Annotated in this window: 21 protein-coding genes and 1 pseudogene; 19 read left to right on the forward strand and 3 right to left on the reverse strand. The window is 72.3% G+C overall.

Annotation, left to right across the window (positions count from 1 at the left end; translation table 11 throughout):
* Window positions 1–10: 10 nt before the first annotated feature.
* Window positions 11–1,444, forward strand: a complete 1,434-nt coding sequence (locus QK442_RS12640; RefSeq protein WP_282693997.1) for a sugar porter family MFS transporter — start codon at window positions 11–13, stop codon at window positions 1,442–1,444.
* 19 nt (window positions 1,445–1,463) lie between these two features.
* Here QK442_RS12640 and QK442_RS12645 read toward each other — a convergent pair.
* Window positions 1,464–2,494 (reverse strand): annotated as a pseudogene (locus tag QK442_RS12645) (LLM class flavin-dependent oxidoreductase).
* A 147-nt stretch (window positions 2,495–2,641) separates the two neighbouring features.
* On the opposite strand from QK442_RS12645, the gene ftsY reads away from it, so the two are divergent.
* Window positions 2,642–3,865, forward strand: coding sequence for a signal recognition particle-docking protein FtsY (gene ftsY, locus QK442_RS12650; RefSeq protein ID WP_282693998.1), 1,224 nt, complete (start codon window positions 2,642–2,644; stop codon window positions 3,863–3,865).
* A 60-nt stretch (window positions 3,866–3,925) separates the two neighbouring features.
* On the opposite strand, the gene QK442_RS12655 is transcribed toward ftsY, so the two are convergent.
* The gene (locus tag QK442_RS12655; RefSeq protein WP_282693999.1) at window positions 3,926–4,579 is read right to left on the reverse strand and encodes a bifunctional DNA primase/polymerase; all 654 of its coding nucleotides are present in this window, start codon (window positions 4,577–4,579) and stop codon (window positions 3,926–3,928) included.
* Between the two features lie 437 nt (window positions 4,580–5,016).
* On the opposite strand from QK442_RS12655, the gene QK442_RS12660 reads away from it, so the two are divergent.
* The 6 genes from QK442_RS12660 (at window position 5,017) to ftsH (ending at window position 14,904) form a co-directional block, all read left to right on the forward strand.
* Entirely contained in the window at window positions 5,017–6,492 is a 1,476-nt protein-coding gene (locus QK442_RS12660; protein ID WP_282694000.1) for a hypothetical protein, read from the forward strand.
* Window positions 6,493–6,849: 357 nt separating this feature from the next.
* Window positions 6,850–8,196 (forward strand): ammonium transporter, encoded by a 1,347-nt coding sequence (locus tag QK442_RS12665; RefSeq protein ID WP_282694001.1) that lies wholly within the window; start codon window positions 6,850–6,852, stop codon window positions 8,194–8,196.
* Window positions 8,193–8,531, forward strand: a complete 339-nt coding sequence (locus tag QK442_RS12670) for a P-II family nitrogen regulator (RefSeq protein WP_015036464.1) — start codon at window positions 8,193–8,195, stop codon at window positions 8,529–8,531. Before QK442_RS12665 ends, QK442_RS12670 begins: the two co-directional genes overlap by 4 nt.
* Window positions 8,532–8,672: 141 nt before the next feature.
* On the forward strand, window positions 8,673–11,099 hold the full coding sequence (locus QK442_RS12675) for a [protein-PII] uridylyltransferase (protein WP_282694118.1): 2,427 nt from the start codon (window positions 8,673–8,675) through the stop codon (window positions 11,097–11,099).
* A 118-nt stretch (window positions 11,100–11,217) separates the two neighbouring features.
* A complete protein-coding gene (gene ffh / locus QK442_RS12680) occupies window positions 11,218–12,771 on the forward strand; it encodes a signal recognition particle protein (protein ID WP_282694002.1) in 1,554 nt (517 codons plus the stop codon).
* A 174-nt stretch (window positions 12,772–12,945) separates the two neighbouring features.
* A complete protein-coding gene (gene ftsH, locus QK442_RS12685) occupies window positions 12,946–14,904 on the forward strand; it encodes an ATP-dependent zinc metalloprotease FtsH (protein ID WP_282694003.1) in 1,959 nt (652 codons plus the stop codon).
* A 31-nt stretch (window positions 14,905–14,935) separates the two neighbouring features.
* Here the strand turns inward: ftsH and QK442_RS12690 are convergent, their stop codons facing one another.
* Window positions 14,936–15,661, reverse strand: coding sequence for a methyltransferase type 11 (locus QK442_RS12690; protein ID WP_282694004.1), 726 nt, complete (start codon window positions 15,659–15,661; stop codon window positions 14,936–14,938).
* 369 nt (window positions 15,662–16,030) lie between these two features.
* On the opposite strand from QK442_RS12690, the gene QK442_RS12695 reads away from it, so the two are divergent.
* The 11 genes from QK442_RS12695 to QK442_RS12745 all read left to right on the forward strand — a co-directional run bounded on the left by QK442_RS12695 (window position 16,031) and on the right by QK442_RS12745 (window position 23,761).
* Window positions 16,031–16,624 carry a hypothetical protein gene (locus QK442_RS12695; protein ID WP_282694005.1) on the forward strand — a complete coding sequence of 198 codons (594 nt, stop codon included), beginning with the start codon at window positions 16,031–16,033 and terminating at the stop codon, window positions 16,622–16,624.
* Between the two features lie 154 nt (window positions 16,625–16,778).
* The gene (gene rpsP / locus QK442_RS12700; protein WP_282694006.1) at window positions 16,779–17,216 is read left to right on the forward strand and encodes a 30S ribosomal protein S16; all 438 of its coding nucleotides are present in this window, start codon (window positions 16,779–16,781) and stop codon (window positions 17,214–17,216) included.
* A gap of 2 nt (window positions 17,217–17,218) precedes the next feature.
* On the forward strand, window positions 17,219–17,458 hold the full coding sequence (locus QK442_RS12705; RefSeq protein WP_005311361.1) for an RNA-binding protein: 240 nt from the start codon (window positions 17,219–17,221) through the stop codon (window positions 17,456–17,458).
* Window positions 17,459–17,535: 77 nt separating this feature from the next.
* Window positions 17,536–18,105, forward strand: a complete 570-nt coding sequence (rimM, locus tag QK442_RS12710; protein ID WP_282694007.1) for a ribosome maturation factor RimM — start codon at window positions 17,536–17,538, stop codon at window positions 18,103–18,105.
* Window positions 18,102–18,923 (forward strand): tRNA (guanosine(37)-N1)-methyltransferase TrmD, encoded by an 822-nt coding sequence (gene trmD / locus QK442_RS12715; RefSeq protein ID WP_282694008.1) that lies wholly within the window; start codon window positions 18,102–18,104, stop codon window positions 18,921–18,923. Before rimM ends, trmD begins: the two co-directional genes overlap by 4 nt.
* A 128-nt stretch (window positions 18,924–19,051) precedes the next feature.
* Entirely contained in the window at window positions 19,052–19,402 is a 351-nt protein-coding gene (gene rplS, locus QK442_RS12720) for a 50S ribosomal protein L19 (protein ID WP_030496989.1), read from the forward strand.
* Between the two features lie 69 nt (window positions 19,403–19,471).
* Window positions 19,472–20,416 (forward strand): signal peptidase I, encoded by a 945-nt coding sequence (gene lepB / locus QK442_RS12725; RefSeq protein ID WP_282694009.1) that lies wholly within the window; start codon window positions 19,472–19,474, stop codon window positions 20,414–20,416.
* Complete coding sequence (lepB, locus tag QK442_RS12730) at window positions 20,409–21,419, forward strand: signal peptidase I (RefSeq protein ID WP_282694010.1); 1,011 nt, start codon at window positions 20,409–20,411, stop codon at window positions 21,417–21,419. The genes lepB (QK442_RS12725) and lepB (QK442_RS12730) overlap by 8 nt, the downstream gene beginning before the upstream one ends.
* Window positions 21,355–22,323 (forward strand): signal peptidase I, encoded by a 969-nt coding sequence (gene lepB / locus QK442_RS12735; protein ID WP_282694011.1) that lies wholly within the window; start codon window positions 21,355–21,357, stop codon window positions 22,321–22,323. The genes lepB (QK442_RS12730) and lepB (QK442_RS12735) overlap by 65 nt, the downstream gene beginning before the upstream one ends.
* A 53-nt stretch (window positions 22,324–22,376) precedes the next feature.
* Window positions 22,377–23,132, forward strand: coding sequence for a signal peptidase I (gene lepB / locus QK442_RS12740; protein ID WP_282694012.1), 756 nt, complete (start codon window positions 22,377–22,379; stop codon window positions 23,130–23,132).
* 35 nt (window positions 23,133–23,167) lie between these two features.
* Complete coding sequence (locus QK442_RS12745) at window positions 23,168–23,761, forward strand: NUDIX hydrolase (protein WP_282694119.1); 594 nt, start codon at window positions 23,168–23,170, stop codon at window positions 23,759–23,761.
* The last annotated feature ends 39 nt before the right edge of the window (window positions 23,762–23,800 follow it).

The following is a 23,800-nucleotide window of genomic DNA, read 5'->3' on the forward strand; positions in this document are numbered from 1 at the left end:
AGGAGTCCATGTGACCGACACCGCGCAGGCCCCCACGCCGCCGCCTTCCGAAGGCAGGGCGGCCCACCCGGACCACCTCGGCCACGTCATCTTCATCACCGCCTCCGCCGCGATGGGCGGCTTCCTCTTCGGCTACGACAGCTCCGTCATCAACGGCGCCGTCGAGGCCATCCGGGACCGCTACGACATCGGCTCCGGCACCCTCGCCCAGGTCATCGCCATCGCCCTGATCGGCTGCGCCCTCGGCGCCGCGACCGCCGGCCGGATCGCCGACCGCATCGGCCGCATCCGCTGCATGCAGATCGCCGCCGTCCTCTTCAGCGTCAGCGCCGTCGGCTCCGCGCTGCCCTTCGCCCTGTGGGACCTCGCCCTCTGGCGGATCATCGGCGGCTTCGCCATCGGCATGGCCTCCGTCATCGGCCCCGCCTACATCGCCGAGGTCGCCCCCGCCGCCTACCGGGGCCGCCTCGGCTCCTTCCAGCAGGCCGCCATCGTCATCGGCATCGCCATCTCCCAGCTCGTCAACTACGGCATCCTCCAGCTCGCCGACGGCGACCAGCGCGGAGAGATCGGCGGCCTGGAGGCCTGGCAGTGGATGCTCGGCGTGATGGTCGTCCCCGCCCTCCTCTACGGGCTGCTCTCCTTCGCCATCCCCGAGTCCCCCCGCTTCCTCATCTCCGTCGGCAGGACCGACCGGGCCAAGGAGGTCCTGGCCGAGGTCGAGGGCCACAGCGTCGACCTCGACCGCCGGGTCGCCGAGATCGAGCGCGCCATGCGCAGCGAGCACAAGTCCACCTTCAAGGACCTGTTCGCCCCCGGCGGCCGCTTCCGGCTCCTCCCCATCGTCTGGGTCGGCATCGGACTCTCCGTCTTCCAGCAGCTCGTCGGCATCAACGTCGCCTTCTACTACTCCGCGACGCTCTGGCAGTCCGTCGGCGTCGATCCGTCGAGCTCGTTCTTCTACTCGTTCACCACGTCGATCATCAACATCGTCGGCACCGTGATCGCGATGGTCCTGGTCGACCGGGTCGGCCGCAAGCCGCTCGCCCTCGTCGGCTCCGCCGGCATGGCGATCGCCCTCGCCTTCGAGGCCTGGGCCTTCTCCGCCGACCTCGTCGACGGCAAGCTCCCCGAGACCCAGGGCGTCGTGGCCCTCGTCGCCGCCCACGTCTTCGTGCTCTTCTTCGCCCTCTCCTGGGGCGTGGTCGTCTGGGTCTTCCTCGGCGAGATGTTCCCCAACCGGATCCGCGCCGCCGCCCTCGGCGTCGCCGCCTCCGCCCAGTGGATCGCCAACTGGATCATCACGGCCAGCTTCCCGTCCCTCGCGGACTGGAACCTCTCCGGCACCTACGTCATCTACATGATCTTCGCCGTGCTCTCGATCCCCTTCGTGCTCACGTTCGTGAAGGAGACCAAGGGCAAGGCGTTGGAGGAGATGGGCTAACTCCCCGCTGCCCCTCTCCTCACGACGGCTGCCCCGGCCCGAGGCCCTGTGCCCCGAGCCGGGGCAGCACCTCGTCGCAGAACAGCCGCAGGCTCCGCCACCCCTCCTCGACCGGCATCCCGCCGCACTGGGGGTCCCCCCACGCCCCCAGGGCGTAGGGGGAGGGTGCAGCACCAGGCTCTCCAGGCCCAGCCCCGCGCACTCCCCGGGCGTCACCACCCGGTACACCCCCTCCGCCCGCAGCTCCGCCACGCTCGACGCCGCCGACCGCACCGCCGAGCGGATGTCCTTCGACTGCCAGGAGGCGTAGGTCCGCGCCTCGTGCAGGAAGTGCTCCCCGTACTCCGCCCAGGTCCGGTCCGGATCCTCCGAGACGTGCAGCAGCGGCGTCTCCCGCGCCGGCATCATCGTCCACCCCTCGGTGCCGTACTCCTCGCACCGCTCCCGGTAGTACGCCTCAAGGTCCGGCAGGTGCGCGGACGGGAAGAACGGCAGACCGAGGCGGGCCGCGCGCCGCGCCGCCGCCTTCGAGGAGCCCCCGACGAGCAGCAGCGGGTGCGGCCGGGTGAAGGGCCGCGGGGTGACCCGTACCGTACGGCCCCGGTACGCGAACGGCTCGCCCGTCCACGCCGCGAGGAGGGTCTCCAGGAGCTCGTCCTGGAGCCTCCCGCGCCGCCCCCAGTCGACCCCGCGCTCCTCGTACTCCTCCGGCCGGTAGCCGATCCCCGCCACCGTCACGAGCCGGCCGCGGCTCAGCAGGTCGAGCACCGCGATCTCCTCCGCGAGCCGCAGCGGGTCGTGCAGCGGGCCGATGATCGCCGAGACCGTGACCGCGATCCGGCGGGTCGCGCCGAAGACCGCGCCCGCCAGGGCGAAGGGGGAGGGGAGCCAGTTGTCCTCCACCCCGTGGTGCTCCTCGGTCTGGACGGTGTCCACCCCGTGCCCGTCGGCGTACGCGGCCATGTCCAGGACGGCCCGGTAGCGCTCCGCCAGGGACTCGGGGGTGGCGCGGGGCTCGACGAGGTTGAACCGTACGACGGTGAAGGCCATGGGGTCCCCTCCGCGGGTGGGCTGCCGGCGAGGGGCGACCATAGCTGACGTGCCGTCAGATGAGAACGGGCGTGCCCGACCGGTCGCGACCCACGCTGCGTACGTACTGCGTCACCGGCCGGGGTGTGGCCGATACTGGTGACTGTTATGGAACTCATCCTTGCTGTAGTCATCGCACTGGTCGTCGCGGTCGCCGTGACCAGCGGACTCGTGATCAGCGGCCGCAAGAAGAAGCAGCTGCCGCCGTCCACCACGCCGACCATCACCGCTCCGCCCGCCGAGCCGCACGTCGGCGACGAGGCGGAGACGCCGCGGGAAGAACCACGCCGCACCGTCGAGGAGGTCGGCCTCCCGACCGCCGAGGAGGCGGTCGAGACCCCCGCCGCCGTCGAGGACCCGGTCGTCGTCACCCCCGAGGACGTCGTCACCGCCCCCGAGATCGAGGTGCCCGAGCCCACCGCCGGACGCCTCGTCCGCCTCCGGGCCCGGCTCGCCCGCTCCCAGAACTCGCTGGGCAAGGGTCTGCTGACCCTGCTCTCCCGCGAGCACCTCGACGAGGACACCTGGGAGGAGATCGAGGAGACCCTCCTCACCGCCGACGTCGGCGTCGCCCCCACCCAGGAGCTCGTCGAGCGGCTGCGCGAGCGCGTCAAGGTGCTCGGCACCCGCACCCCCGAGGAGCTGCGCGGCCTGCTCCGCGAGGAGCTGATCACCCTCCTCGGCGACTACGACCGCACCGTGCACACCGAGAGCCCCGAGGACGTCCCCGGCGTCGTCATGGTCGTCGGCGTCAACGGCACCGGCAAGACCACCACCACCGGCAAGCTCGCCCGCGTCCTGGTCGCCGACGGCAAGTCCGTCGTCCTCGGCGCCGCCGACACCTTCCGCGCCGCCGCCGCCGACCAGCTCCAGACCTGGGGCGAGCGGGTCGGTGCCCGCACCATCCGCGGCCCCGAGGCCGGCGACCCGGCCTCGATCGCGTACGACGCGGTCAAGGAGGGCATCGCCGAGAAGGCCGACGTCGTCCTCATCGACACCGCCGGCCGCCTCCACACCAAGACCGGCCTCATGGACGAGCTCGGCAAGGTCAAGCGCGTCGTCGAGAAGCACGGCCCGCTCGACGAGATCCTCCTCGTCCTCGACGCCACCACCGGCCAGAACGGCCTCATCCAGGCCCGCGTCTTCGCCGAGGTCGTGGACATCACCGGCATCGTCCTGACCAAGCTCGACGGCACCGCCAAGGGCGGCATCGTCGTCGCCGTCCAGCGCGAGCTGGGCGTCCCGGTCAAGCTCGTCGGCCTCGGCGAGGGCCCGGACGACCTGGCCCCCTTCGAGCCGGCCGCCTTCGTCGACGCCCTCATCGGCGACTGACGACCCCGCCGTACGGGAAAGGGCCCCGCTCCCTGAGGAGCGGGGCCCTTCGTCGTACGCCTACGCGTGCGTCCGGTGGCACATGTACGCCAGCGTGCCGAGCAGTAGCCGGGCCTGCGGCGGCGCGCCCGCCGTGTCCAGGGTCGGCGGCCGCAGCCAGCGCACCGGACCGAACCCGCCCAGGTTCGACGGGGGAGCGGTGACATACGCCCCGGGACCCAGGCAGTGCAGGTCCAGGTCCGCGTCGTCCCAGCCCATCCGGTACAGCAGCCGCGGCAGTTCCTCCGCGGCGCCCGGCGCCACGAAGAACTGCGCCCGCCCGGTCGGTGTCGCGCACACCGGCCCCAGCGGCAGCCCCATCCGCTCCATCCGGACCAGCGCCCGCCGGCCCGCCGCCTCGGCCACCTCGATCACGTCGAAGGCACGGCCCACCGGCAGGAGGAGCGCCGCGCCGGGGTACTCCGACCAGGCCCTGGCCGCGTCGTCGAGCCCCGCGCCCGCCGGAACGGGCGGCGCGAAGGAGAGGGGGTGCGCGCCGGGAGCCGTACAGGCCCGGTCGCCGCAGGAGCACTGGCCGGAGACGGCCCGCGCGCCGGGCTGGACGTCCCAGCCCCAGAGTCCGGTGTACTCGGCCACCGCCGTGCACTCGCCGGTGCGTGCGCGGCGCCGTGAGCCGGACCGCATCTCACGGATGCCGCCGATCGTGAAGCCCATGCCCCCTCCAACGGGTCGGACGCGCCGGTGGTTACGACCGGAAACACCTCGTCACGGACCGTGACGCCGCACCCGGCTTTCGTCGCGCAGGGTGGCGTACGGGCGTGAAAGGGGTGGCGCGCACGGGAGCGCGCGCCTCTTCGTGCTCCCGTCCGCTGACGCCGGTCCGTCACATGTCAAGTGAATCGTGCGCAGCGCCCGGCGGGTTCATTCGAAGGGGTGGCGAATGGTGGCGTTTCTTGAAACGCCCTCACGGGAGGGGTGATCGTAGGATTACTTTCGGTGTCCGAACCACGGAGGCGCGTGCACGGGTGGGTATGCCGGAGGCAACCCGGTTTCCCGTTCGAAGGAGTCGGAACCCCCAGCGGGGCGCGGCGGGACACGGCATTCTGATAGGGGTTCGCACGACAGGCGATCAGGTGGATGGGGGCGTTCCAGTGGGCGGCAACGGCACAGACGGTACGACTGCCGGCAAGCGCCCCAACGAGCGCCTCGGCTCGTGGTTCGTGCGCAGCGGCTGGTCCAAGGGCGAACTCGCCCGCCAAGTGAACCGCAGGGCACGCCAGATGGGCGCCCACCACATCTCCACCGACACCTCCCGGGTGCGCCGCTGGCTCGACGGCGAACAGCCCCGCGAACCCATCCCGAGAATCCTCTCCGAGCTCTTCTCCGAGCGCTTCGGCTCCGTCGTCGCCGTCGAGGACCTCGGACTGCGCACCGCCCACCAGACCCCCTCCGTCTCCGGAGTCGACCTGCCCTGGGCCGGACCGCAGACCGTCTCGCTGCTCAGCGACTTCTCCCGCAGCGACCTCATGCTCGCCCGGCGCGGCTTCCTCGGCTCCTCGCTCCAACTCGCCGCGGGACCCGCCCTCATCGAACCCATGCAGCGCTGGCTGGTCCCCACCCCCGCCGCCGAACCGGCCCCCGCCGACCCCGCCCCCGACGGCCGCCGCCCCCACCGGCTCTCCGAGATCGAACTCGACCTCCTCGAATCCACCACCGCCATGTTCCGCAAGTGGGACGCCCAGTGCGGCGGCGGACTGCGCCGCAAGGCCGTCGTCGGCCAGCTCCACGAGGTCACCGACCTCCTCCAGGAGCCCCAGCCGGCCGCCACCTCCAGACGCCTGTTCACCGTCGCCGCCGAACTCGCCGAACTCGCCGGGTGGATGAGCTACGACGTGGGCCTCCAGCCCACCGCCCAGAAGTACTTCGTCCTCGCCCTGCACGCCGCCAAGGAGGCCGGGGACAAGCCGCTCGGCTCGTACATCCTCTCCTCCATGAGCCGGCAGATGATCCACCTCGGCCGCCCCGACGACGCCCTCGAACTCATCCACCTCGCCCAGTACGGCAGCCGCGACTGCGCCACCTCCCGCACCCAGGCCATGCTGTATGCGATGGAGGCCCGCGCCTACGCCAACATGGGCCAGCCCTCCAAGTGCAAGCGGGCCGTCCGGATGGCCGAGGACACCTTCGCCGACGCCGGTCTCGAAGGCGAGCCCGAGCCCGACTGGATCCGCTTCTTCACCGAGGCCGAACTCAACGGCGAGAACTCCCACTCCTACCGCGACCTCGCCTACGTCGCCGGCCGCTCCCCGACCTACGCCTCCCTGGCCGAACCCGTCATGGAGCGGGCCGTCGAACTCTTCGGGAAGGACCCCGACCACCAGCGGTCCTACGCCCTCAACCTCATCGGCATGGCCACCGTCCACCTGCTCAAGCGCGAACCCGAGCAGTCCGTCGTCCTCGCCGAGAAGGCCCTCACCGTCGCCCGCTCCATCCGCTCCGAGCGGGTCAACAACCGGCTCCGCAAGACCGTCGACACCGCCGCCCGCGACTTCGGCGACGTCGCCGAGGTCGTCGACCTCACCGACCGGCTCACCCAGCTCCTGCCCGAGTCCGCCGAGGCCGTCTGACCCGCCCCGCCCGGCTCCCGCGAGCCCGCCCCACTCCGGCCGCGCCGCCCGTCCCGTACTGCCCGAACCGGCTCCCCCGCCGCACAGGACACACGGACGCCGGCGCGGCCGGTTCGCGTCCCGGCCCGCCGCACCCGCCCGCCGCCGGCCCGGAGCGTACGCCCGTCACCTTTCCGTGACCCCGCCGTTCACGGCCGCGTAACACACCCCCGCCCTTCGTCACTGCCCCGAAACATCGAGCGGCATCGTCGGAAACCGCGCTGCGCGAATCTCTCGGCCATAACCGGCCACCCCTCAGGCCGCCGCTCACCGCCGGCCCCGCCCCGCACAGGCCGCACCGACGACGAGGAGACGCCGATGGCACCAGCCATCACGACCCTGGCAGCAGACGCCCCCGCGCTGTCCGCCGCCAACACCGGGTTCATGCTCATCTGCTCCGCCATGGTCATGCTGATGACCCCTGGCCTCGCCTTCTTCTACGGAGGCATGGTCCGCGTCAAGTCCACCCTCAACATGCTGATGATGAGCTTCATCAGCCTCGGGATCGTCACGGTCCTGTGGGTGCTCTACGGCTTCAGCATCGCCTTCGGCACCGACAACGCCTCCCTCTTCGGCTGGTCGTCCGAGTACCTCGGCCTCAGCGGCATCGGCGTCGACCAGCTGTGGGACGGCTACACCATCCCGGTGTTCGTCTTCGCCGTCTTCCAGCTGATGTTCGCGATCATCACCCCGGCCCTGATCAGCGGCGCCCTCGCCGACCGCGTCAAGTTCACCGCCTGGGCCCTCTTCATCGCCCTCTGGGTCACGATCGTCTACTTCCCCGTCGCCCACTGGGTCTGGGGCAGCGGCGGCTGGCTCTTCGAGATGGGCGTCATCGACTTCGCCGGCGGCACCGCCGTCCACATCAACGCCGGCGCCGCGGCCCTCGGCGTCATCCTCGTCATCGGCAAGCGCGTCGGCTTCAAGAAGGACCCGATGCGCCCGCACAGCCTCCCCCTCGTGATGCTCGGCGCCGCCCTCCTCTGGTTCGGCTGGTTCGGCTTCAACGCCGGCTCCTGGCTCGGCAACGACGACGGCGTCGGCGCCGTCATGTTCGTCAACACCCAGGTCGCCACCGCCGCCGCCATGCTCGCCTGGCTCGCCTACGAGAAGATCCGCCACGGCTCCTTCACCACCCTCGGCGCCGCCTCCGGCGCCGTCGCGGGCCTCGTCGCCATCACCCCCGCCGGCGGCTCCTGCTCCCCGCTCGGCGCCATCGCCATCGGCGCCATCGCCGGCCTCGTCTGCGCCATGGCCGTCGGCCTCAAGTACAAGTTCGGCTACGACGACTCCCTCGACGTCGTCGGCGTCCACCTCGTCGGCGGCATCATCGGCTCCCTCCTCGTCGGCTTCTTCGCCACCGGCGGCGTCCAGTCCGACGCCAAGGGCCTCTTCTACGGCGGCGGCCTGGAGCAGCTCGGCAAGCAGGCCGTCGGCGTCCTCGCCGTCCTCGCCTACTCTCTGGTCGTCTCCGCGATCCTCGCCCTGATCATCGACAAGACCATGGGCATGCGGGTCAGCGAGGACGACGAGGTCTCCGGCATCGACCAGGTCGAGCACGCCGAGACCGCCTACGACTTCAGCGGAGCCGGCGGCGGCGCCTCCGGGCGCACCACCGCCGCCCCCGCCCCGGTTGCCACGGAGAACAAGAAGGTGGACGCATGAAGCTCATCACCGCGGTCGTGAAGCCGCACCGGCTCGACGAGATCAAGGAGGCCCTCCAGGCCTTCGGGGTCCACGGCCTCACCGTCACCGAGGCCAGCGGATACGGACGCCAGCGCGGCCACACCGAGGTCTACCGCGGCGCCGAGTACACCGTCGACCTCGTCCCCAAGATCCGCATCGAGGTCCTGGTCGAGGACGAGGACGCCGAACAGCTCATCGACGTCGTCGTGAAGGCCGCCCGCACCGGCAAGATCGGTGACGGAAAGGTGTGGAGCGTCCCGGTCGAGACCGCCGTCCGCGTCCGCACGGGCGAACGCGGCCCGGACGCCCTGTAAGCACCCCCGACGCCCTGTAAGAGCGCTCCGGACGCCTTGCAAGCACCCGGACGCCTTGTAGGCACACACGTGAGGAGCCCCCCGGTGACCAGCCTCGAACCGCAGCACGCGACCGAAGACCAGGAACCGTGGGGGTCCCCCCTGCTCGAGCGAAGCCGAGAGCTCGGGGGAGGCTACGCCGCGGCCCGGCTGCGCCTTCTCCAGGAGAAGGCGCGGACCGGGCCGGAGCGCCGCACCGCCCTCGCCCGCCTCACCGACGACTGGCTCGCCGGCCTCTTCGCCGCCGCCGCGCCCCCGCGCGGCACCGCCCTCGTCGCCGTCGGCGGCTACGGCCGCGGCGAACTCTCCCCCCGCAGCGACCTCGACCTCCTCCTGCTCCACGACGGCACCGCCGACAAGGCCGCCGTCGCCGCCCTCGCCGACCGCCTCTGGTACCCCGTCTGGGACCTCGGCCTCGCCCTCGACCACTCGGTCCGCACCCCCGCCCAGGCCCGCGCCACCGCCGCCGACGACCTCAAGGTCCAGCTCGGCCTCCTCGACGCCCGCCCCCTCGCCGGCGACACCGGCCTCGCCGCCGCCCTGCGCTCCACCGTCCTCGCCGACTGGCGCAACCAGGCCGTCCGCCGCCTCCCCGAACTCGCCGAACTCTGCCGCGACCGCGCCGAACGCTCCGGCGAACTCCGCTTCCTCCTCGAACCCGACCTCAAGGAGGCCCGCGGCGGCCTCCGCGACGCCCAGGCCCTGCGCGCCGTCGCCGCCTCCTGGCTCGCCGACGCCCCCCGCCACGGCCTCGACACCGCCCGCCGCCGCCTCCTCGACACCCGCGACGCCCTCCACCTCGCCACCGGCCGCGCCACCGACCGCCTCGCCCTCCAGGAACAGGACGCCGTCGCCAAGGAACTCGGCCTCCTCGACGCCGACACCCTGCTGCGCGAGGTGTACGAGGCCGCCGGCACCGTCACGTACGCCTCCGACGTCACCTGGCGCGAGGTCGGCCGCGTCCTCAAGGCCCGCTCCGCCCGCCCCCGGCTCCGTACCCTCCTCGGCGGCCGCACCGGTGCCGGCAAACAGCCCGTGGAACGCACCCCGCTCGCCGAAGGCGTCGTCGAGATGGACGGCGAGGCCGTCCTCGCCCGCTCCGCGAGGCCGGACCGCGACCCCGTCCTCCCGCTCCGCGCCGCCGCCGCGGCCGCCCAGCACGGCCTGCCGCTCTCCCCGCACGCCGTACGCCACCTCGCCGCCACCGCGCCGCCGCTGCCCGTGCCCTGGCCCGCCGAGGCCCGCGAGGCCCTCGTCACCCTCCTCGGCGCCGGCGCCCCCGCCGTCTCCGTCTGGGAGGCCCTGGAGGCCGAAGGGCTCGTCACCCGCCTCCTTCCCGACTGGGAACGCGTCCGCCACCGCCCCCAGCGCAACCCCGTCCACACCTGGACCGTCGACCGCCACCTCGTCGAGACCGCCGTCCGCGCCGCCTCCCTCACCCGCCGCGTCGGCCGCCCCGACCTCCTCCTCGTCGCCGCCCTCCTCCACGACATCGGCAAGGGCTGGCCCGGGGACCACTCCACCGCCGGCGAGACCATCGCCCGCGACCTCGCCGCCCGCGTCGGCTTCGACCGCACCGACACCGCCACCGTCGCCACCGTCGTCCGCCACCACCTCCTCCTCGTCGACACCGCCACCCGCCGCGACCTCGACGACCCCGCCACCGTCGAAGCCGTCGCCACCGCCGTCGGCACCGTCGGCACCCTCGAACTCCTCCACGCCCTCACCGAGGCCGACGCCCTCGCCACCGGACCCGCCGCCTGGTCCGCCTGGCGCGCCTCCCTCGTCGCCGACCTCGTCAAACGCGTCACCGGCCTCCTCGCGGGCGAGCCCCTGCCCGACCCCGAGGCCGCCGCGCCCAGCGCCGAACAGGAACGGCTCGCCGTCGAGGCCCTGCGCACCGGCGAACCCGTCCTCGCCCTCCACACCCAGCCCGTGCCGGAGTCGGACGAGCCCGAGCCCGTCGGCGTCGAACTCGTCATCGCCCTGCCCGACCAGCCCGGCGTCCTGCCCGCCGTCGCCGGCGTCCTCGCCCTCCACCGCCTCACCGTCCGCGCCGCCGACCTCCGCGCCGTGGACCTCCCCACCGAACTCGGCACCGGCTCCGTCCTCGTCCTGGACTGGCGGGTCGCCGCCGAGTACGGCTCCCTGCCCCAGGAGCACCGGCTCCGCGCCGACCTGCTGCGCGCCCTCGACGGCTCCCTCGACATCCCCGCCCGCCTCGCCGAACGCGAGGCCGCCTACCCGCGCCGCCGAGGCGTCGCCGCCCCGCCGCCCCGCGTCACCGTCGCCCCCGCCGAGTCCCGCCTCGCCACCGTCCTGGAGGTCCGCGCCCAGGACGCCCCGGGCCTGCTCCACCGCATCGGCCACGCCCTGGAGGGCGCGGCGGTACGCGTCCGCAGCGCCCACGTCTCGACGCTGGGCGCCAACGCCGTCGACACCCTCTACGTGACCCGCCCCGACGGCTCCCTCCTGCCGGACGAGGAGGCGATCGACCTGGCACGGGCGCTGGAGGAGGCGCTGGGATGAGGGGCGCCAGGCCCCGCCCTCGTACCCGGATCGGGCGGGCGGGGCCACACTCCCCGAACGGCCCGATACCCTGGAGGGCAACCCGACCGCCCACGACACCTGAGGATCCGCGACCGCCGTGTTCGATACCCTCTCCGACCGCCTTGCAGCGACCTTCAAGAACCTCCGCGGCAAGGGCCGTCTGTCCGAGGCGGACATCGACGCCACCGCACGCGAGATCCGGATCGCCCTGCTCGAAGCGGATGTGGCCCTTCCGGTCGTCCGCTCCTTCATCAAGCAGGTCAAGGAGCGCGCCCTCGGCTCCGAGGTCTCCCAGGCGCTCAACCCGGCCCAGCAGGTCATCAAGATCGTCAACGACGAGCTGATCGCCATCCTCGGCGGCGAGACCCGCCGCCTGCGGTTCGCCAAGTCCGGCCCCACCGTGATCATGCTCGCCGGTCTCCAGGGTGCCGGTAAGACCACCCTCGCCGGAAAGCTCGGCCTCTGGCTCAAGGGCCAGGGCCACTCGCCGCTGCTCGTCGCCTGCGACCTCCAGCGCCCCAACGCCGTCAACCAGCTCTCGGTCGTCGCCGACCGCGCCGGCGTCGCCTTCTACGGCCCGCAGCCGGGCAACGGCGTCGGCGACCCGGTCCAGGTCGCCAAGGACTCGATCGAGCACGCGCGCACCAAGCTCTACGACGTCGTCATCGTCGACACCGCCGGCCGCCTCGGCATCGACCAGGAGCTGATGCAGCAGGCCGCGGACATCCGTGACGCGACCTCGCCCGACGAGATCCTCTTCGTCGTCGACGCCATGATCGGCCAGGACGCGGTCAACACCGCCGAGGCCTTCCGCGACGGCGTCGGCTTCGACGGCGTCGTCCTCTCCAAGCTCGACGGCGACGCCCGCGGTGGTGCCGCGCTCTCCATCGCGCACGTCACCGGCAAGCAGATCATGTTCGCCTCCAACGGCGAGAAGCTGGACGACTTCGACGCGTTCCACCCGGACCGCATGGCGTCCCGCATCCTCGGCATGGGCGACATGCTCTCGCTCATCGAGAAGGCCCAGCAGACCTTCGACGAGGAAGAGGCCGCCAAGATGGCCTCGAAGCTCGCGTCGAAGAAGGGCCAGGACTTCACCCTGGACGACTTCCTCGCCCAGATGGAGCAGGTCCGCAAGATGGGCTCCATCAGCAAGCTCCTCGGCATGCTGCCCGGCATGGGCCAGATGAAGGAGCAGATCAACAACATCGACGAGCGCGACGTCGACCGCACCGCCGCCATCATCAAGTCGATGACCCCGGCCGAGCGCCAGGACCCGACCATCATCAACGGCTCCCGCCGCGCCCGTATCGCCAAGGGCTCCGGCGTCGAGGTCAGCGCCGTCAAGGGCCTGGTCGAGCGGTTCTTCGAGGCCCGCAAGATGATGTCCCGCATGGCCCAGGGCGGCGGCCTGCCCGGCATGCCCGGCATCCCGGGCATGGGCGGCGGCCCCGGCCGGCAGAAGAAGCAGGTCAAGCAGGCCAAGGGCAAGCGCAAGAGCGGCAACCCGATGAAGCGGAAGGCCGAGGAGCAGGCCGCCCAGCTCAAGCGGGAGCAGGCCCAGCAGGGCGGCGCCTTCGGACTGCCGGGCGCCGGCCAGGGCCCGAAGGACTTCGAGCTGCCGGACGAGTTCAAGAAGTTCATGGGCTGACACCCGTCGTTCCCGGGGGCCCGGGGCGGTTTCGGTACTTCTCGGTACTGCGAAACCGCCCCGGGCCCCTTCTCGTACGCTCCCCGCCCGCTGCTCGTCCGCCCGGCCCACCCGGAATGCCGCCACCGTCCCGCGCTCCGATACTGGGGCCACTGCCGCCCCGAGGAGAGCGACGTGGCCAACCCCGTACCGCCGCGCGACCGGACCGACCAGCCCTGGCGCTCGGAAGGGGCGCCGCCGCCCCCGCCGCCGAAGCGGAAGATGCCCGGAGGCTGGGGCAGCCTCATCCTCACCGCGCTCGCCGTCTACCTGATCGCCAACGTCGTGCTCTCCTTCTTCAACGACGGCGACGGGCCGACGATCTCGTACACCGAGTTCAACAAGCAGGTCACCGCGGGGAACGTCACCAAGATCTACTCCAAGGGCGACGCCATCCAGGGCCAGCTGAAGGAGAAGCGGCCGGTCCCCGACGGCGACGGCGACTACACCAAGTTCCAGACCCAGCGGCCCGCCTTCGCCGACGACGACCTGTGGGCCCAGCTCACCCGGCAGAACGTCACCGTCACCGCGGAACCGGTGGTGCAGGAGCGTTCCTTCCTCGTCAACCTGCTCATCGCGCTCGCCCCCATGCTGCTCCTCGTCCTCCTGTGGGTGTTCATCGCCCGCCGGATGAGCGCCGGCATGGGCGGCGCCGGCGGGATGCTCGGCCGCAAGCAGCCGCCGAAACCCGTGGAACTGGAGGGCGGCAAGCGGACCACCTTCGCCGACGTCGCCGGCATCGACGAGGTGGAGGGCGAGCTCAACGACGTCGTCGACTTCCTCAAGAACCCGCAGGCCTACCGCGACATGGGCGCCAAGATGCCCCGCGGCGTGCTCCTCGCGGGCCCGCCCGGCACCGGCAAGACGCTCCTCGCGCGGGCCGTCGCCGGCGAGGCCGGAGTCCCGTTCTTCTCCGCCTCCGCCTCCGAGTTCATCGAGATGATCGTCGGCGTCGGCGCGTCCCGCGTCCGCGAACTCTTCGCCGAGGCCCGCAAGGTCGCCCCCGCGATCATCTTCATCGACGAGATCGACACCATCGGCCGGGCCCGCGGCGCCGGCTCCGGCATGGGCGGCCACGACGAACGCGAACAGACCCTCAACCAGATCCTCACCGAGATGGACGGCTTCACCGGCTCCGAGGGCGTCATCGTGCTCGCCGCCACCAACCGCGCCGACGTCCTCGACCCCGCCCTCACCCGTCCCGGCCGCTTCGACCGGATCGTCCACGTCAACCCGCCCGACCGCGGCGGCCGCGAGGCCATCCTCAGGATCCACACCCGGCAGATCCCGCTCGCCAAGGACGTCGACCTCGAACAGGTCGCCCGCACCACCCCCGGCATGACCGGCGCCGAACTCGCCAACCTCGCCAACGAGGCCGCCCTCCTCGCCGTCAAACGAGACCAGAGGGCCGTCACCCAGTCCGACCTCTCCGACGCCCTGGAGAAGGTCCAGCTCGGCGCCGAACGCCCGCTCGTCATGCCCGAGGAGGAACGCCGCCGCACCGCCTACCACGAGAGCGGACACGCCCTCCTCGGCATGCTCCAGCCCGGCGCCGACCCCGTCCGCAAGATCACCATCGTGCCGCGCGGCCGGGCCCTCGGCGTCACCCTCTCCACCCCGGACGCCGACAAGTACGCCTACACCGAGGAGTACCTGCGCGGCCGGATCATCGGAGCCCTCGGCGGCATGGCGGCCGAACGGGTCGTCTTCGGCGTCATCACCACCGGCGCCGAGAACGACCTGGAACAGGTCACCAACATCGCCCGGGGCATGGTCGGCCGCTGGGGCATGAGCGAGGCCGTCGGCCGGCTCACCGCGATCCCGAGCGACGCCCAGCAGGCGTACGGGCTCTCCGCCGCCCCCGCGACTCTCGACGCCGTCGACGCCGAGATGCGCCGGATCGTCGACGAGTGCTTCGAGGAAGCCGTACGCCTCCTGCGCGAGCACCGCGACAAGCTGGACGCCCTGTCCACCGCGCTGCTGGCGAACGAGACCCTGGAGGAGGACGCGGCCTACCGAGCGGCCGGCATCGAACGCCCGGATCCGGCCACCCCGGAGCGGGGCATCGGCCCCGACCCGGAGCGGTTGGCCTGAGTCTGCCCGGCCGCCGGCCCGCTCCGTACCCCTACGGCATCCGCGCCACCACGTACCGGAAGACGTTCGGCATCCACACCGTGCCGTCGGTGCGCCGGTACGGGGCCAGCGCCTCCTCGATCTCCTTCTCCACCTGCGAGGGGTCGGTGACCCGCACCGCCTCGTCGAAGACGCCGGTGGAGAGCAGCCCGCGCACCGCGCTGCCCTCGTCCGCGTACCCGAAGGGGCAGGCCACCCGCCCCGAGCCCACCGGTCGCAGTCCGGCCCGGGTCGCGAGGGCGCCGAAGTCGGTACGGGGGGAGGGGCGCCGGTCGGCGAGCCGGTCCGCGAGCCGCAGCAGGGGCTCCGTCGCGCACCGCTCCGGCGGCCCCCAGCCGGCCAGCACGACCGCCGTGCCCGGTTGCGCTGCCCGGGTGAGGTCGGCCGGGGCGAAGGCGGTGCGGTCGGCGGCGTGGAAGGCGGTGATCACGTCGTACGGGCCGTCCCCTGGCACTCCGGAGGTGACCGTCACGCTCTCGGGGAGGCGGGTTCTGGCCAGTTCCACGCGCGCGTGGTCCCGTTCCGCGCCGGTGACCGAGGCGCCGCGGGCCGCCGCCATCAGCAGGGCCAGGCCGGTGCCGCAGTCCAGGCCGAGGAGGCGGGTGCCGGGGCCCACGCCGAGGCGTTCGTAGACGGTCTCGTAGAGCGGGACGAGCATCCGCTCCTGGATTTCGGCCCAGTCGCGCGCGGGGTGGTGCGGGACGAGCGTAGGTGTCATGGATCAGGCCCCATTCCGTGCCGGACGACAGCCCCCCGTAGCCAGGGAACTGCGCTTCCCGCCCGCCGTCCAGTGCTCGGGCCGGACGACTCCCGGCGATTTCGGGCCGCTTCCGGGAGACCGCCGACGGCCGGAGGAAGGGGCCGGTGCCCGAACTCGGGCACCGGCCCGGTAATGTCCCCTCCCGCACCGCCCTTACACCGTCCCGGCGCGCGTGCCGCGCGGTCACCCGCCGGGGCGTATGCGCCGGGGCGTATGCGCCGCTGTGCACCAGCTCCTGACGGCTGAATACCGACTGACGGGTACGTGCAAAATATTTGAGTTGCCCCGTAATGGAACCCGGAAGGGATCCGGCTCGTTGTACCCGACGTGAGCACGACACCACCTGTTCTCGCCGCAGAGCTGGCACAGGCGTGGGCCGACATTCAGCGGTACCACCCCGAGCTGCCGGACCTCGCCGCGCCCGAGTCCCTGATCGGAGAGTCCTCGTCCGCCTGCGGCGCCGAACTCTCCTTCGAGCGACTGCTCCATGAGGCAGTCCACGGCATCGCCGCCGCCCGGGGTGTCCGCGACACCTCCCGCGCCGGCCGCTACCACAACCGCAGATTCCTCGCGATCGCCGAGGAGATGGGCCTCGACCATCCCGAGGAGCCGCACCCCAGCAGCGGCTTCTCCCTGGTCACGCTCAACCCCGAGGCGAAGCGGCGGTACCGGTCCACCATCGAGCGGCTCCAGCGCGCCCTCAAGGCCCACACGGTCGCCACGGCCGCCGACACCAAGCGCTCCTTCCGCGGACCGGCCGCCCGGCACGGCTCCTCGGGCGGGGGCGTACGCGTCAAGGCCGTCTGCGACTGCGGGCGCAACGTGCGCGTGGTGCCCTCGGTGCTCGCCCAGGCCCCGATCGTCTGCGGCGGCTGCGGCAAGCCCTTCCGCATCCCGGAGACGGTGGGCGCCGCAAGCTGACCCCACGGCGTGTGGCACAATGGACAGCTGTACTCGACAGCCGCACAGGACCCCTCTCTCCTCCGGCTGACGCGTCCATCGGGCACCCGAGTACCGCAACCCCACGTGGCATCTCAAGTGCCCAACCACGTCAAGACCAGGAGACACCACTCCAGTGGCAGTCAAGATCAAGCTCAAGCGCCTCGGCAAGATCCGCCAGCCGCACTACCGCATCGTCGTCGCCGACTCGCGCACCCGTCGTGACGGCCGCGCGATCGAGGAGATCGGCCTCTACCACCCGACGTACAACCCGTCGCGTATCGAGGTCGACTCCGAGCGTGCGCAGTACTGGCTCTCCGTCGGCGCCCAGCCGACCGAGCCCGTCCTCGCCATCCTGAAGCTCACCGGCGACTGGCAGAAGCACAAGGGCCTTCCCGCCCCGGAGAAGCCGCTGCTCGCCCCGGCGACCAAGGAAGCCAAGCGCGCCTCCTTCGACGAGTTCGCCAAGGCCCTCGAGGGCGCTGACGACAAGGGCGAGGCCATCACCCCGAAGGCCAAGAAGGCGAAGGCGGACGAGGCCGAGGCCGAGGCCGCCGAGTCCACCGAGGCCTGATCATGCTCGAGGAGGCTCTCGAGCACCTCGTGAAGGGCATCGTCGACAACCCCGACGACGTGCAGGTCGCCTCGCGCAACCTGCGCCGCGGCCGCGTTCTCGAGGTCCGGGTCCACCCCGACGACCTCGGCAAGGTGATCGGCCGCAACGGCCGCACCGCGCGTGCGCTGCGTACCGTCGTGGGCGCCATCGGCGGCCGTGGCATCCGCGTCGACCTCGTCGACGTGGACCAGGTCCGCTGAAAGTTTGACACCGGCACGGGCCGGGGAGGGCAGACCGCCCACCCCGGCCCGTTGCCGTACGACAGGAGAGTTCATCAGTGCAGTTGGTAGTCGCGCGGATCGGCCGCGCCCACGGCATCAAGGGCGACGTCACCGTGGAGGTGCGTACCGACGAGCCCGAGCTGCGGCTCGGCCCCGGCGCCGTCCTGCTCACCGACCCGGCCTCCGCCGGGCCGCTGACCATCGAGTCCGGCCGCGTGCACAGCGGCCGGCTGCTGCTGCGCTTCGAGGGCGTCCGCGACCGCAACGCCGCCGAGGCACTGCGCAACACCCTCCTCATCGCCGAGATCGACCCCGACGAGCTCCCCGAGGAGGAGGACGAGTACTACGACCACCAGCTCGTCGACCTCGACGTGGTCCTCGCCGACGGCACCGAGATCGGCGTGATCACCGAGATCTCGCACCTGCCCTCCCAGGACCTCCTCATCGCGGAGCGCCCCGACGGCACCGAGCTGATGATCCCCTTCGTCGGCGAGATCGTCACCGAGGTCGACCTGGAGAACCAGCGGGCCGTCATCACCCCGCCGCCCGGCCTCATCGACGACCGCGCCGAGATCGCCTCCGCCCGCGACGCGGAGCAGGGTGCGGAGCAGGGTGACGACGCATGAGGCTCGACGTCGTCACGATCTTCCCCGAGTACCTCGAACCTCTGAACGTCTCCCTCGTTGGCAAGGCCCGCGCCCGCGGCCGGCTCGACGTCCACGTCCACGACCTGCGGCAGTGGACGTACGACCGGCACAACACCGTCGACGACACCCCGTACGGCGGCGGCCCCGGCATGGTCATGAAGACCGAGCCCTGGGGCGACGCCCTCGACCAGACCCTCGCCGACGGCTACGAGGGCGGCGCCCACGGCCCCGTCCTCGTCGTCCCCACCCCCAGCGGCCGCCCCTTCACCCAGGAACTCGCCGTCGAACTCTCCGAGCGGCCCTGGCTGATCTTCACCCCCGCCCGCTACGAGGGCATCGACCGCCGGGTCATCGACGAGTACGCGACCCGGATGCCGGTCTACGAGGTCTCCATCGGCGACTACGTGCTCGCCGGCGGCGAGGCCGCCGTCCTGGTGATCACCGAGGCCGTCGCCCGCCTCCTCCCCGGCGTCCTCGGCAACGCGGAGTCCCACCGGGACGACTCCTTCGCCCCCGGCGCCATGGCCAACCTCCTCGAAGGCCCCGTCTACACCAAGCCCCCCGAGTGGCGCGGCCGCGGCATCCCCGAGGTCCTGCTCAGCGGCCACCACGGCAAGATCGCCCGCTGGCGGCGTGACGAGGCCTTCCGCCGCACCGCCCTCAACCGGCCCGACCTCATCGAGCGCACCGATCCGGCCGCCTTCGACAAGAAGGACCGCGAGACCCTCTCGATCCTCGGCTGGGCCCCGGAGCCCGGCGGCCGATTTTGGCGCAGGGTCGAGGGCGTGGAAGAATAGGCGACTGCCGTCCGTCCGGCGCGCGCCCCTGCCACAGGGGGAGCCGCCCGCCATCGACCGGACGGCGATCCTCTGATTCGTACATCACCGCTGATGACCTGTGGCATCGGCGAGGAAAGAGACCTCACATGGCCTCCCTGCTCGACCAGGTGAACGCGGCTTCCCTCCGCTCCGACCTGCCCGCCTTCCGTCCCGGCGACACCGTGAACGTCCACGTGCGCGTCATCGAGGGCAACCGCTCCCGTATCCAGCAGTTCAAGGGCGTCGTCATCCGCCGCCAGGGCTCCGGCGTCTCCGAGACCTTCACCGTCCGCAAGGTCTCGTTCTCCGTCGGCGTCGAGCGCACCTTCCCGGTGAACAGCCCGATCTTCGAGAAGATCGAGCTCGTGACCCGCGGTGACGTCCGTCGCGCCAAGCTCTACTACCTCCGTGAGCTGCGCGGCAAGGCCGCCAAGATCAAGGAGAAGCGCGACAACTGAGCTCCGGCTCACCGCTCGCGCGACGCTTCACGCCCTTCGTACAGGCGGGCCGGATAGGCTCACCCCCCGATGGACACCGAAGCACAGCACACGGAGCGCGACCCCTCGTCCCCGGCGGATCCCTCACCGGATCCCGCCACGGACGACGGGTCGCGCTCCGTGCGCGTTTCCGGGGCGGCCGAAGCCCCGGAGCACGCCCCGGCCGACGCCGCATCCGGCTCTGCCTCCGACTCCGCGGATGACGCTCCGGCCGATGCCGATGCCGACGCCGCGTCCGGCTCCGCATCCGACTCTGCGGACGACGCCTCCGGGCGGGGTCCCTCCTGGCGCCGGACGGGTCTCGTCGGCGTCGCCTGCGTGGTCTTCCTGTTGCTCGTCAGCCACTTCGTCGCCCAGCCCTTCCTGATCCCCAGCGGCTCCATGGAGCCCACCCTCCACGTGGGGGACCGGATCCTCGTCAATCAACTGGCGTACCGTTTCGGCAGCGAGCCGCGCCGCGGTGACGTCGTCGTCTTCGACGGCACCGGATCCTTCGTCCGGGAGGAGCCGGAGGGCAACCCCGTCACCGGCCTGCTGCACGACGCCGCGGCCGCCCTCGGGCTCGCCGCCCCCGACGAGACCGACTTCGTGAAGCGGGTCGTCGGCGTCGGCGGAGACCGGGTCGTCTGCTGCGACGCCAAGGGCCGGATCACCGTCAACGGCACCCGCGTCGAGGAGCCGTACCTCACCCTCGGCGACCGGCCCTCCGACGTGCCCTTCGACATCGTCGTCCCCCCGGGCACCCTCTGGGTGATGGGCGACCACCGCAGCCAGTCCAGCGACTCCCGCGACCACCTGGGCAGCCCCGGCGGCGGCATGGTCCCCGTCGACAAGGTCGTCGGCCGCGCCGACTGGATCGTCTGGCCCTTCGGCCGCTGGGCCACCGTGCCGGAGACCGACGCGTACGACTCCGTACCGCCGGGGAACGCGCAGGGGAGCGGGCACGGGAGCAGCCACGGGAGCGGGCATGGGTAGCCGTGGCCGCCGGCCCGGCACCGCACCGGGCGAGCCGCAGGCGCCGCCGCCCGGCCGCGCCGAGCGCCGCAGGCTGGCCCGCAAGGTCAAGCGGCGCCGACAGCGCTCCGCGCTCCGCGAGATCCCCATCCTCGTCGGCGTCGCGGTGCTGATCGCGCTCGTCCTCAAGACCTTCCTCGTCCAGGCCTTCGTCATCCCCTCCGGCTCCATGGAACAGACCATCCGGATCGACGACCGGGTGCTGGTCGACAAGCTCACCCCGTGGTTCGGCTCGAAGCCGCAGCGCGGCGACGTCGTGGTCTTCGAGGACCCCGGCGGCTGGCTCCACCAGGAGACCGCCCCCGCCGCCGAGGACCCGATCGGGGTGAAGCAGCTCAAGCAGGCGCTGACCTTCATCGGCCTGATGCCCTCCGCGGACGAACGGGACCTCATCAAGCGGGTGATCGCCGTCGGCGGCGACACCGTCCGCTGCTGCGACAAGGACGGCCGGATCACCGTCAACGGCGTCCCGCTGGAGGAGCCGTACCTCAACCCGGGCGACAAGCCGTCCACGATCCCCTTCGAGGTGAAGGTCCCCGAAGGGCGGATCTTCGTCCTCGGCGACCACCGCTCCGACTCGGCCGACTCGCGCTACCACCTGGACGAACCGGGCCGGGGCACCATCTCCGAGGAACAGGTCGTGGGCCGCGCCGTGGTGATCGCCTGGCCGCTCGGACACTGGAGCGGCCTGGAGGAGCGGGAGACGTTCGCCGCCGTGCCGGACGCACGGGCGAGCACCGGGACCGCACTCGGTCCGTCGCATAGTGTGTCCTCGCGGAACGTGAACGGATCGCCCTGGCCGCCGACCCCTGCGGAACTCCTGCTCGTTATGGGAGTGGCGGGCCTGTCCCTGTTCCGGGACGGGCAGTTGCATCGAACGAGGAGTGGATGTGGGGGAAGTGGCCGTCGGCGCACGTTCCGGACACGAAGGGCCCGAGGACAGGGCCGACGGGGCCAGAGGTGAGAACGTGACGGAAGAGCACAGCAGCGGCGGCGGGACCTCGTCGTCCGGCGACGGACCGGGCGGGACCGGCGGGGTCGGCGGGGGAGACGGAAGCGACGGAAGCGACGGGGGTGACGACACCGGCGCGCAGCCGAAGAAGCAGCGTTCCTTCTGGAAGGAACTGCCGCTGCTCATCGGCATCGCGCTGATCCTCGCGCTGCTGATCAAGACCTTCCTGGTCCAGGCGTTCTCGATTCCGTCGGAATCGATGATGAACACCCTGCAGAAGGGCGACCGGGTCCTCGTCGACAAACTGACCCCCTGGTTCGGCTCCGAGCCCGAACGCGGCGAGGTCGTCGTCTTCCACGACCCGGGCGGCTGGCTGGAGACCGCGGAGACGCCCAAGCCCAACGCGTTCCAGAAGTTCCTCAGCTTCATCGGCCTCATGCCGTCCGCCGAGGAGAAGGACCTCATCAAGCGGGTCATCGCCATCGGTGGCGACACCGTCTCCTGCAAGGAGGGCGGCAAGGTCGTCGTCAACGGCAAGGAGCTCGACGAGACCTCCTACCTCTACCCCGGCTCCGTGCCCTGCCAGGACTCCTTCGGCCCGATCAAGGTCCCCCAGGACCGCATCTGGGTCATGGGCGACAACCGGCAGAACTCGCTCGACTCCCGCTTCCACCAGGAGCTGCCCGGCGGCGGCACCATCGCCAACGACCAGGTCGTGGGCCGCGCCGTCGTGGTCGCCTGGCCCGTCACCCGCTGGGCGACGCTGCCGATCCCGGACACCTTCGACCAGCCGGGCCTCGACCAGGCCGCGGCGGCCCTCCCGGCGGCGGCCCCGGCGGCGCTCGGCCTCGCCGGAGCGCTCCCCCTGGTGCTGTGGCGGCGCGGGAAGCGGGCCGCACGCCATACCGCCGAGTAGGTTTCCGCGGGTAGGGTGCCGTCCCAGACCGTCGACAGACCTCTGGGGTGCCCATGAGCGGAACGACCAAGAACCGTGACGGCCACGGCCGGCTCGGCAGCGTGCTGTCCGGGCTGGCCGTGGCCGTCGGCTGTCTGCTCTTCCTCGGCGGCTTCGCCGGGGGAGCCCTGCTGTACCGGCCGTACAGCGTCCCCACCGGCTCCATGGCCCCCACCCTGGAGATCGGCGCGAAAGTCCTCGCCCAGCGCGTCGACGGCGCGGACGTGAAGCGCGGCGACGTCGTCGTCTTCGAGGACCCGCTGTGGGGCGGCTCGGCCATGGTCAAGCGCGTCGTCGCCGTCGGCGGAGACACCGTCGCCTGCTGCGGCGACGGCGGCCGCCTCACCGTCAACGGCACCCCGATCGACGAACCGTATCTGCGGCCCGGACCTGACGGCACCGTCCGCGCCTCCGGCGAGGACTTCACCGCCACCGTCCCCGAGGACAGCCTCTTCCTCCTCGGCGACGACCGGACCTCCTCCCTCGACTCCCGCACCCACCTGGAGGACGCCGCCCAGGGCTCGGTGCCCCGCTCCGCCGTCGTCGCCCGCGTCGACTCCGTCGTCTGGCCCGTCACCGGCGGCCTCGTGGAACGCCCGGCCGGTTTCGCCGCCCTCCCCGGCGGCGTCTCCTCGCCCGGCCCCGTGACCCCCCTGCTGACCGCCGTCGCGGCCGGCGCCGTCCTGATCCTCGCCGGCGCCGCGTACGGACCCCTGGCCCAGCGCCTCGGCGGGCGGAGGAAGGCCACGCGAGAGAAGGTGGGGGCGTGATGAGGGACGGTACGGGGGCGGGCGAGGGCGCGGCCATGGGTGGCGGTACGGGGGTGGGCGCGGCCACGGACGACGGTACGGGCTCCGCTCCTGGCGGTACGGGCTCCGCTTCCGGCGGCGCGGCCGGGGCCGGGGTCGGGGGAGAGGTGCGGCAGGTCGCCCGGGTGATCCTGCTCGACCCCGACGACCGGGTCCTCCTCCTGCACGGCCACGAACCGGACGACCCCGCCGACACCTGGTGGTTCACCCCCGGCGGCGGCCTGGAGGGCGACGAGACCCCCGAACAGGCCGCCCTGCGCGAACTCGCCGAGGAGACCGGCATCACCGACGCCGTACTCGGCCCCGTCCTGTGGCGGCGCCACTGCTCCTTCCCCTTCGCCGGACGCCGCTGGGACCAGGACGAGTGGTACTACCTCGCCCGCACCCGCCGCACCGGCCCCGCACCCGGCCCCCAGGCCCTCACCGAGCTGGAGACCCGCAGCCTCTCCGGCCTGAGATGGTGGACTTCCGCCGAACTGTCGGCGGCCCATGAGACCGTGTACCCCATCAGGCTCGCCGAGCTGCTGCGCACGCTGCTCGACGAGGGACCCCCGAGCACGCCCGTCGTTCTCGCCCCGGAAATCGTCTGAGGGCACGCACGACTGGCGCACAATAGGGGGACGCACGGC

The sequence above is a fragment of the Streptomyces sp. CC208A genome (genome assembly GCF_030010625.1).
Lineage (GTDB): Bacteria > Actinomycetota > Actinomycetes > Streptomycetales > Streptomycetaceae > Streptomyces.

Bases quoted from the DNA above. Each gene is read 5' to 3' on its own strand.
- ftsY (WP_282693998.1), top strand. From the start codon at position 2,642: ATGGAACTCATCCTTGCTGTAGTCATCGCACTGGTCGTCGCGGTCGCC.
- QK442_RS12655 (WP_282693999.1), bottom strand. From the start codon at position 4,579: ATGGGCTTCACGATCGGCGGCATCCGTGAGATGCGGTCCGGCTCACGG.
- QK442_RS12665 (WP_282694001.1), top strand. From the start codon at position 6,850: ATGGCACCAGCCATCACGACCCTGGCAGCAGACGCCCCCGCGCTGTCC.
- QK442_RS12670 (WP_015036464.1), top strand. From the start codon at position 8,193: ATGAAGCTCATCACCGCGGTCGTGAAGCCGCACCGGCTCGACGAGATC.
- QK442_RS12690 (WP_282694004.1), bottom strand. From the start codon at position 15,661: ATGACACCTACGCTCGTCCCGCACCACCCCGCGCGCGACTGGGCCGAA.
- QK442_RS12705 (WP_005311361.1), top strand. From the start codon at position 17,219: ATGCTCGAGGAGGCTCTCGAGCACCTCGTGAAGGGCATCGTCGACAAC.
- trmD (WP_282694008.1), top strand. From the start codon at position 18,102: ATGAGGCTCGACGTCGTCACGATCTTCCCCGAGTACCTCGAACCTCTG.
- rplS (WP_030496989.1), top strand. From the start codon at position 19,052: ATGGCCTCCCTGCTCGACCAGGTGAACGCGGCTTCCCTCCGCTCCGAC.
- lepB (WP_282694009.1), top strand. From the start codon at position 19,472: ATGGACACCGAAGCACAGCACACGGAGCGCGACCCCTCGTCCCCGGCG.
- lepB (WP_282694010.1), top strand. From the start codon at position 20,409: ATGGGTAGCCGTGGCCGCCGGCCCGGCACCGCACCGGGCGAGCCGCAG.
- lepB (WP_282694012.1), top strand. From the start codon at position 22,377: ATGAGCGGAACGACCAAGAACCGTGACGGCCACGGCCGGCTCGGCAGC.
- QK442_RS12745 (WP_282694119.1), top strand. From the start codon at position 23,168: ATGGGTGGCGGTACGGGGGTGGGCGCGGCCACGGACGACGGTACGGGC.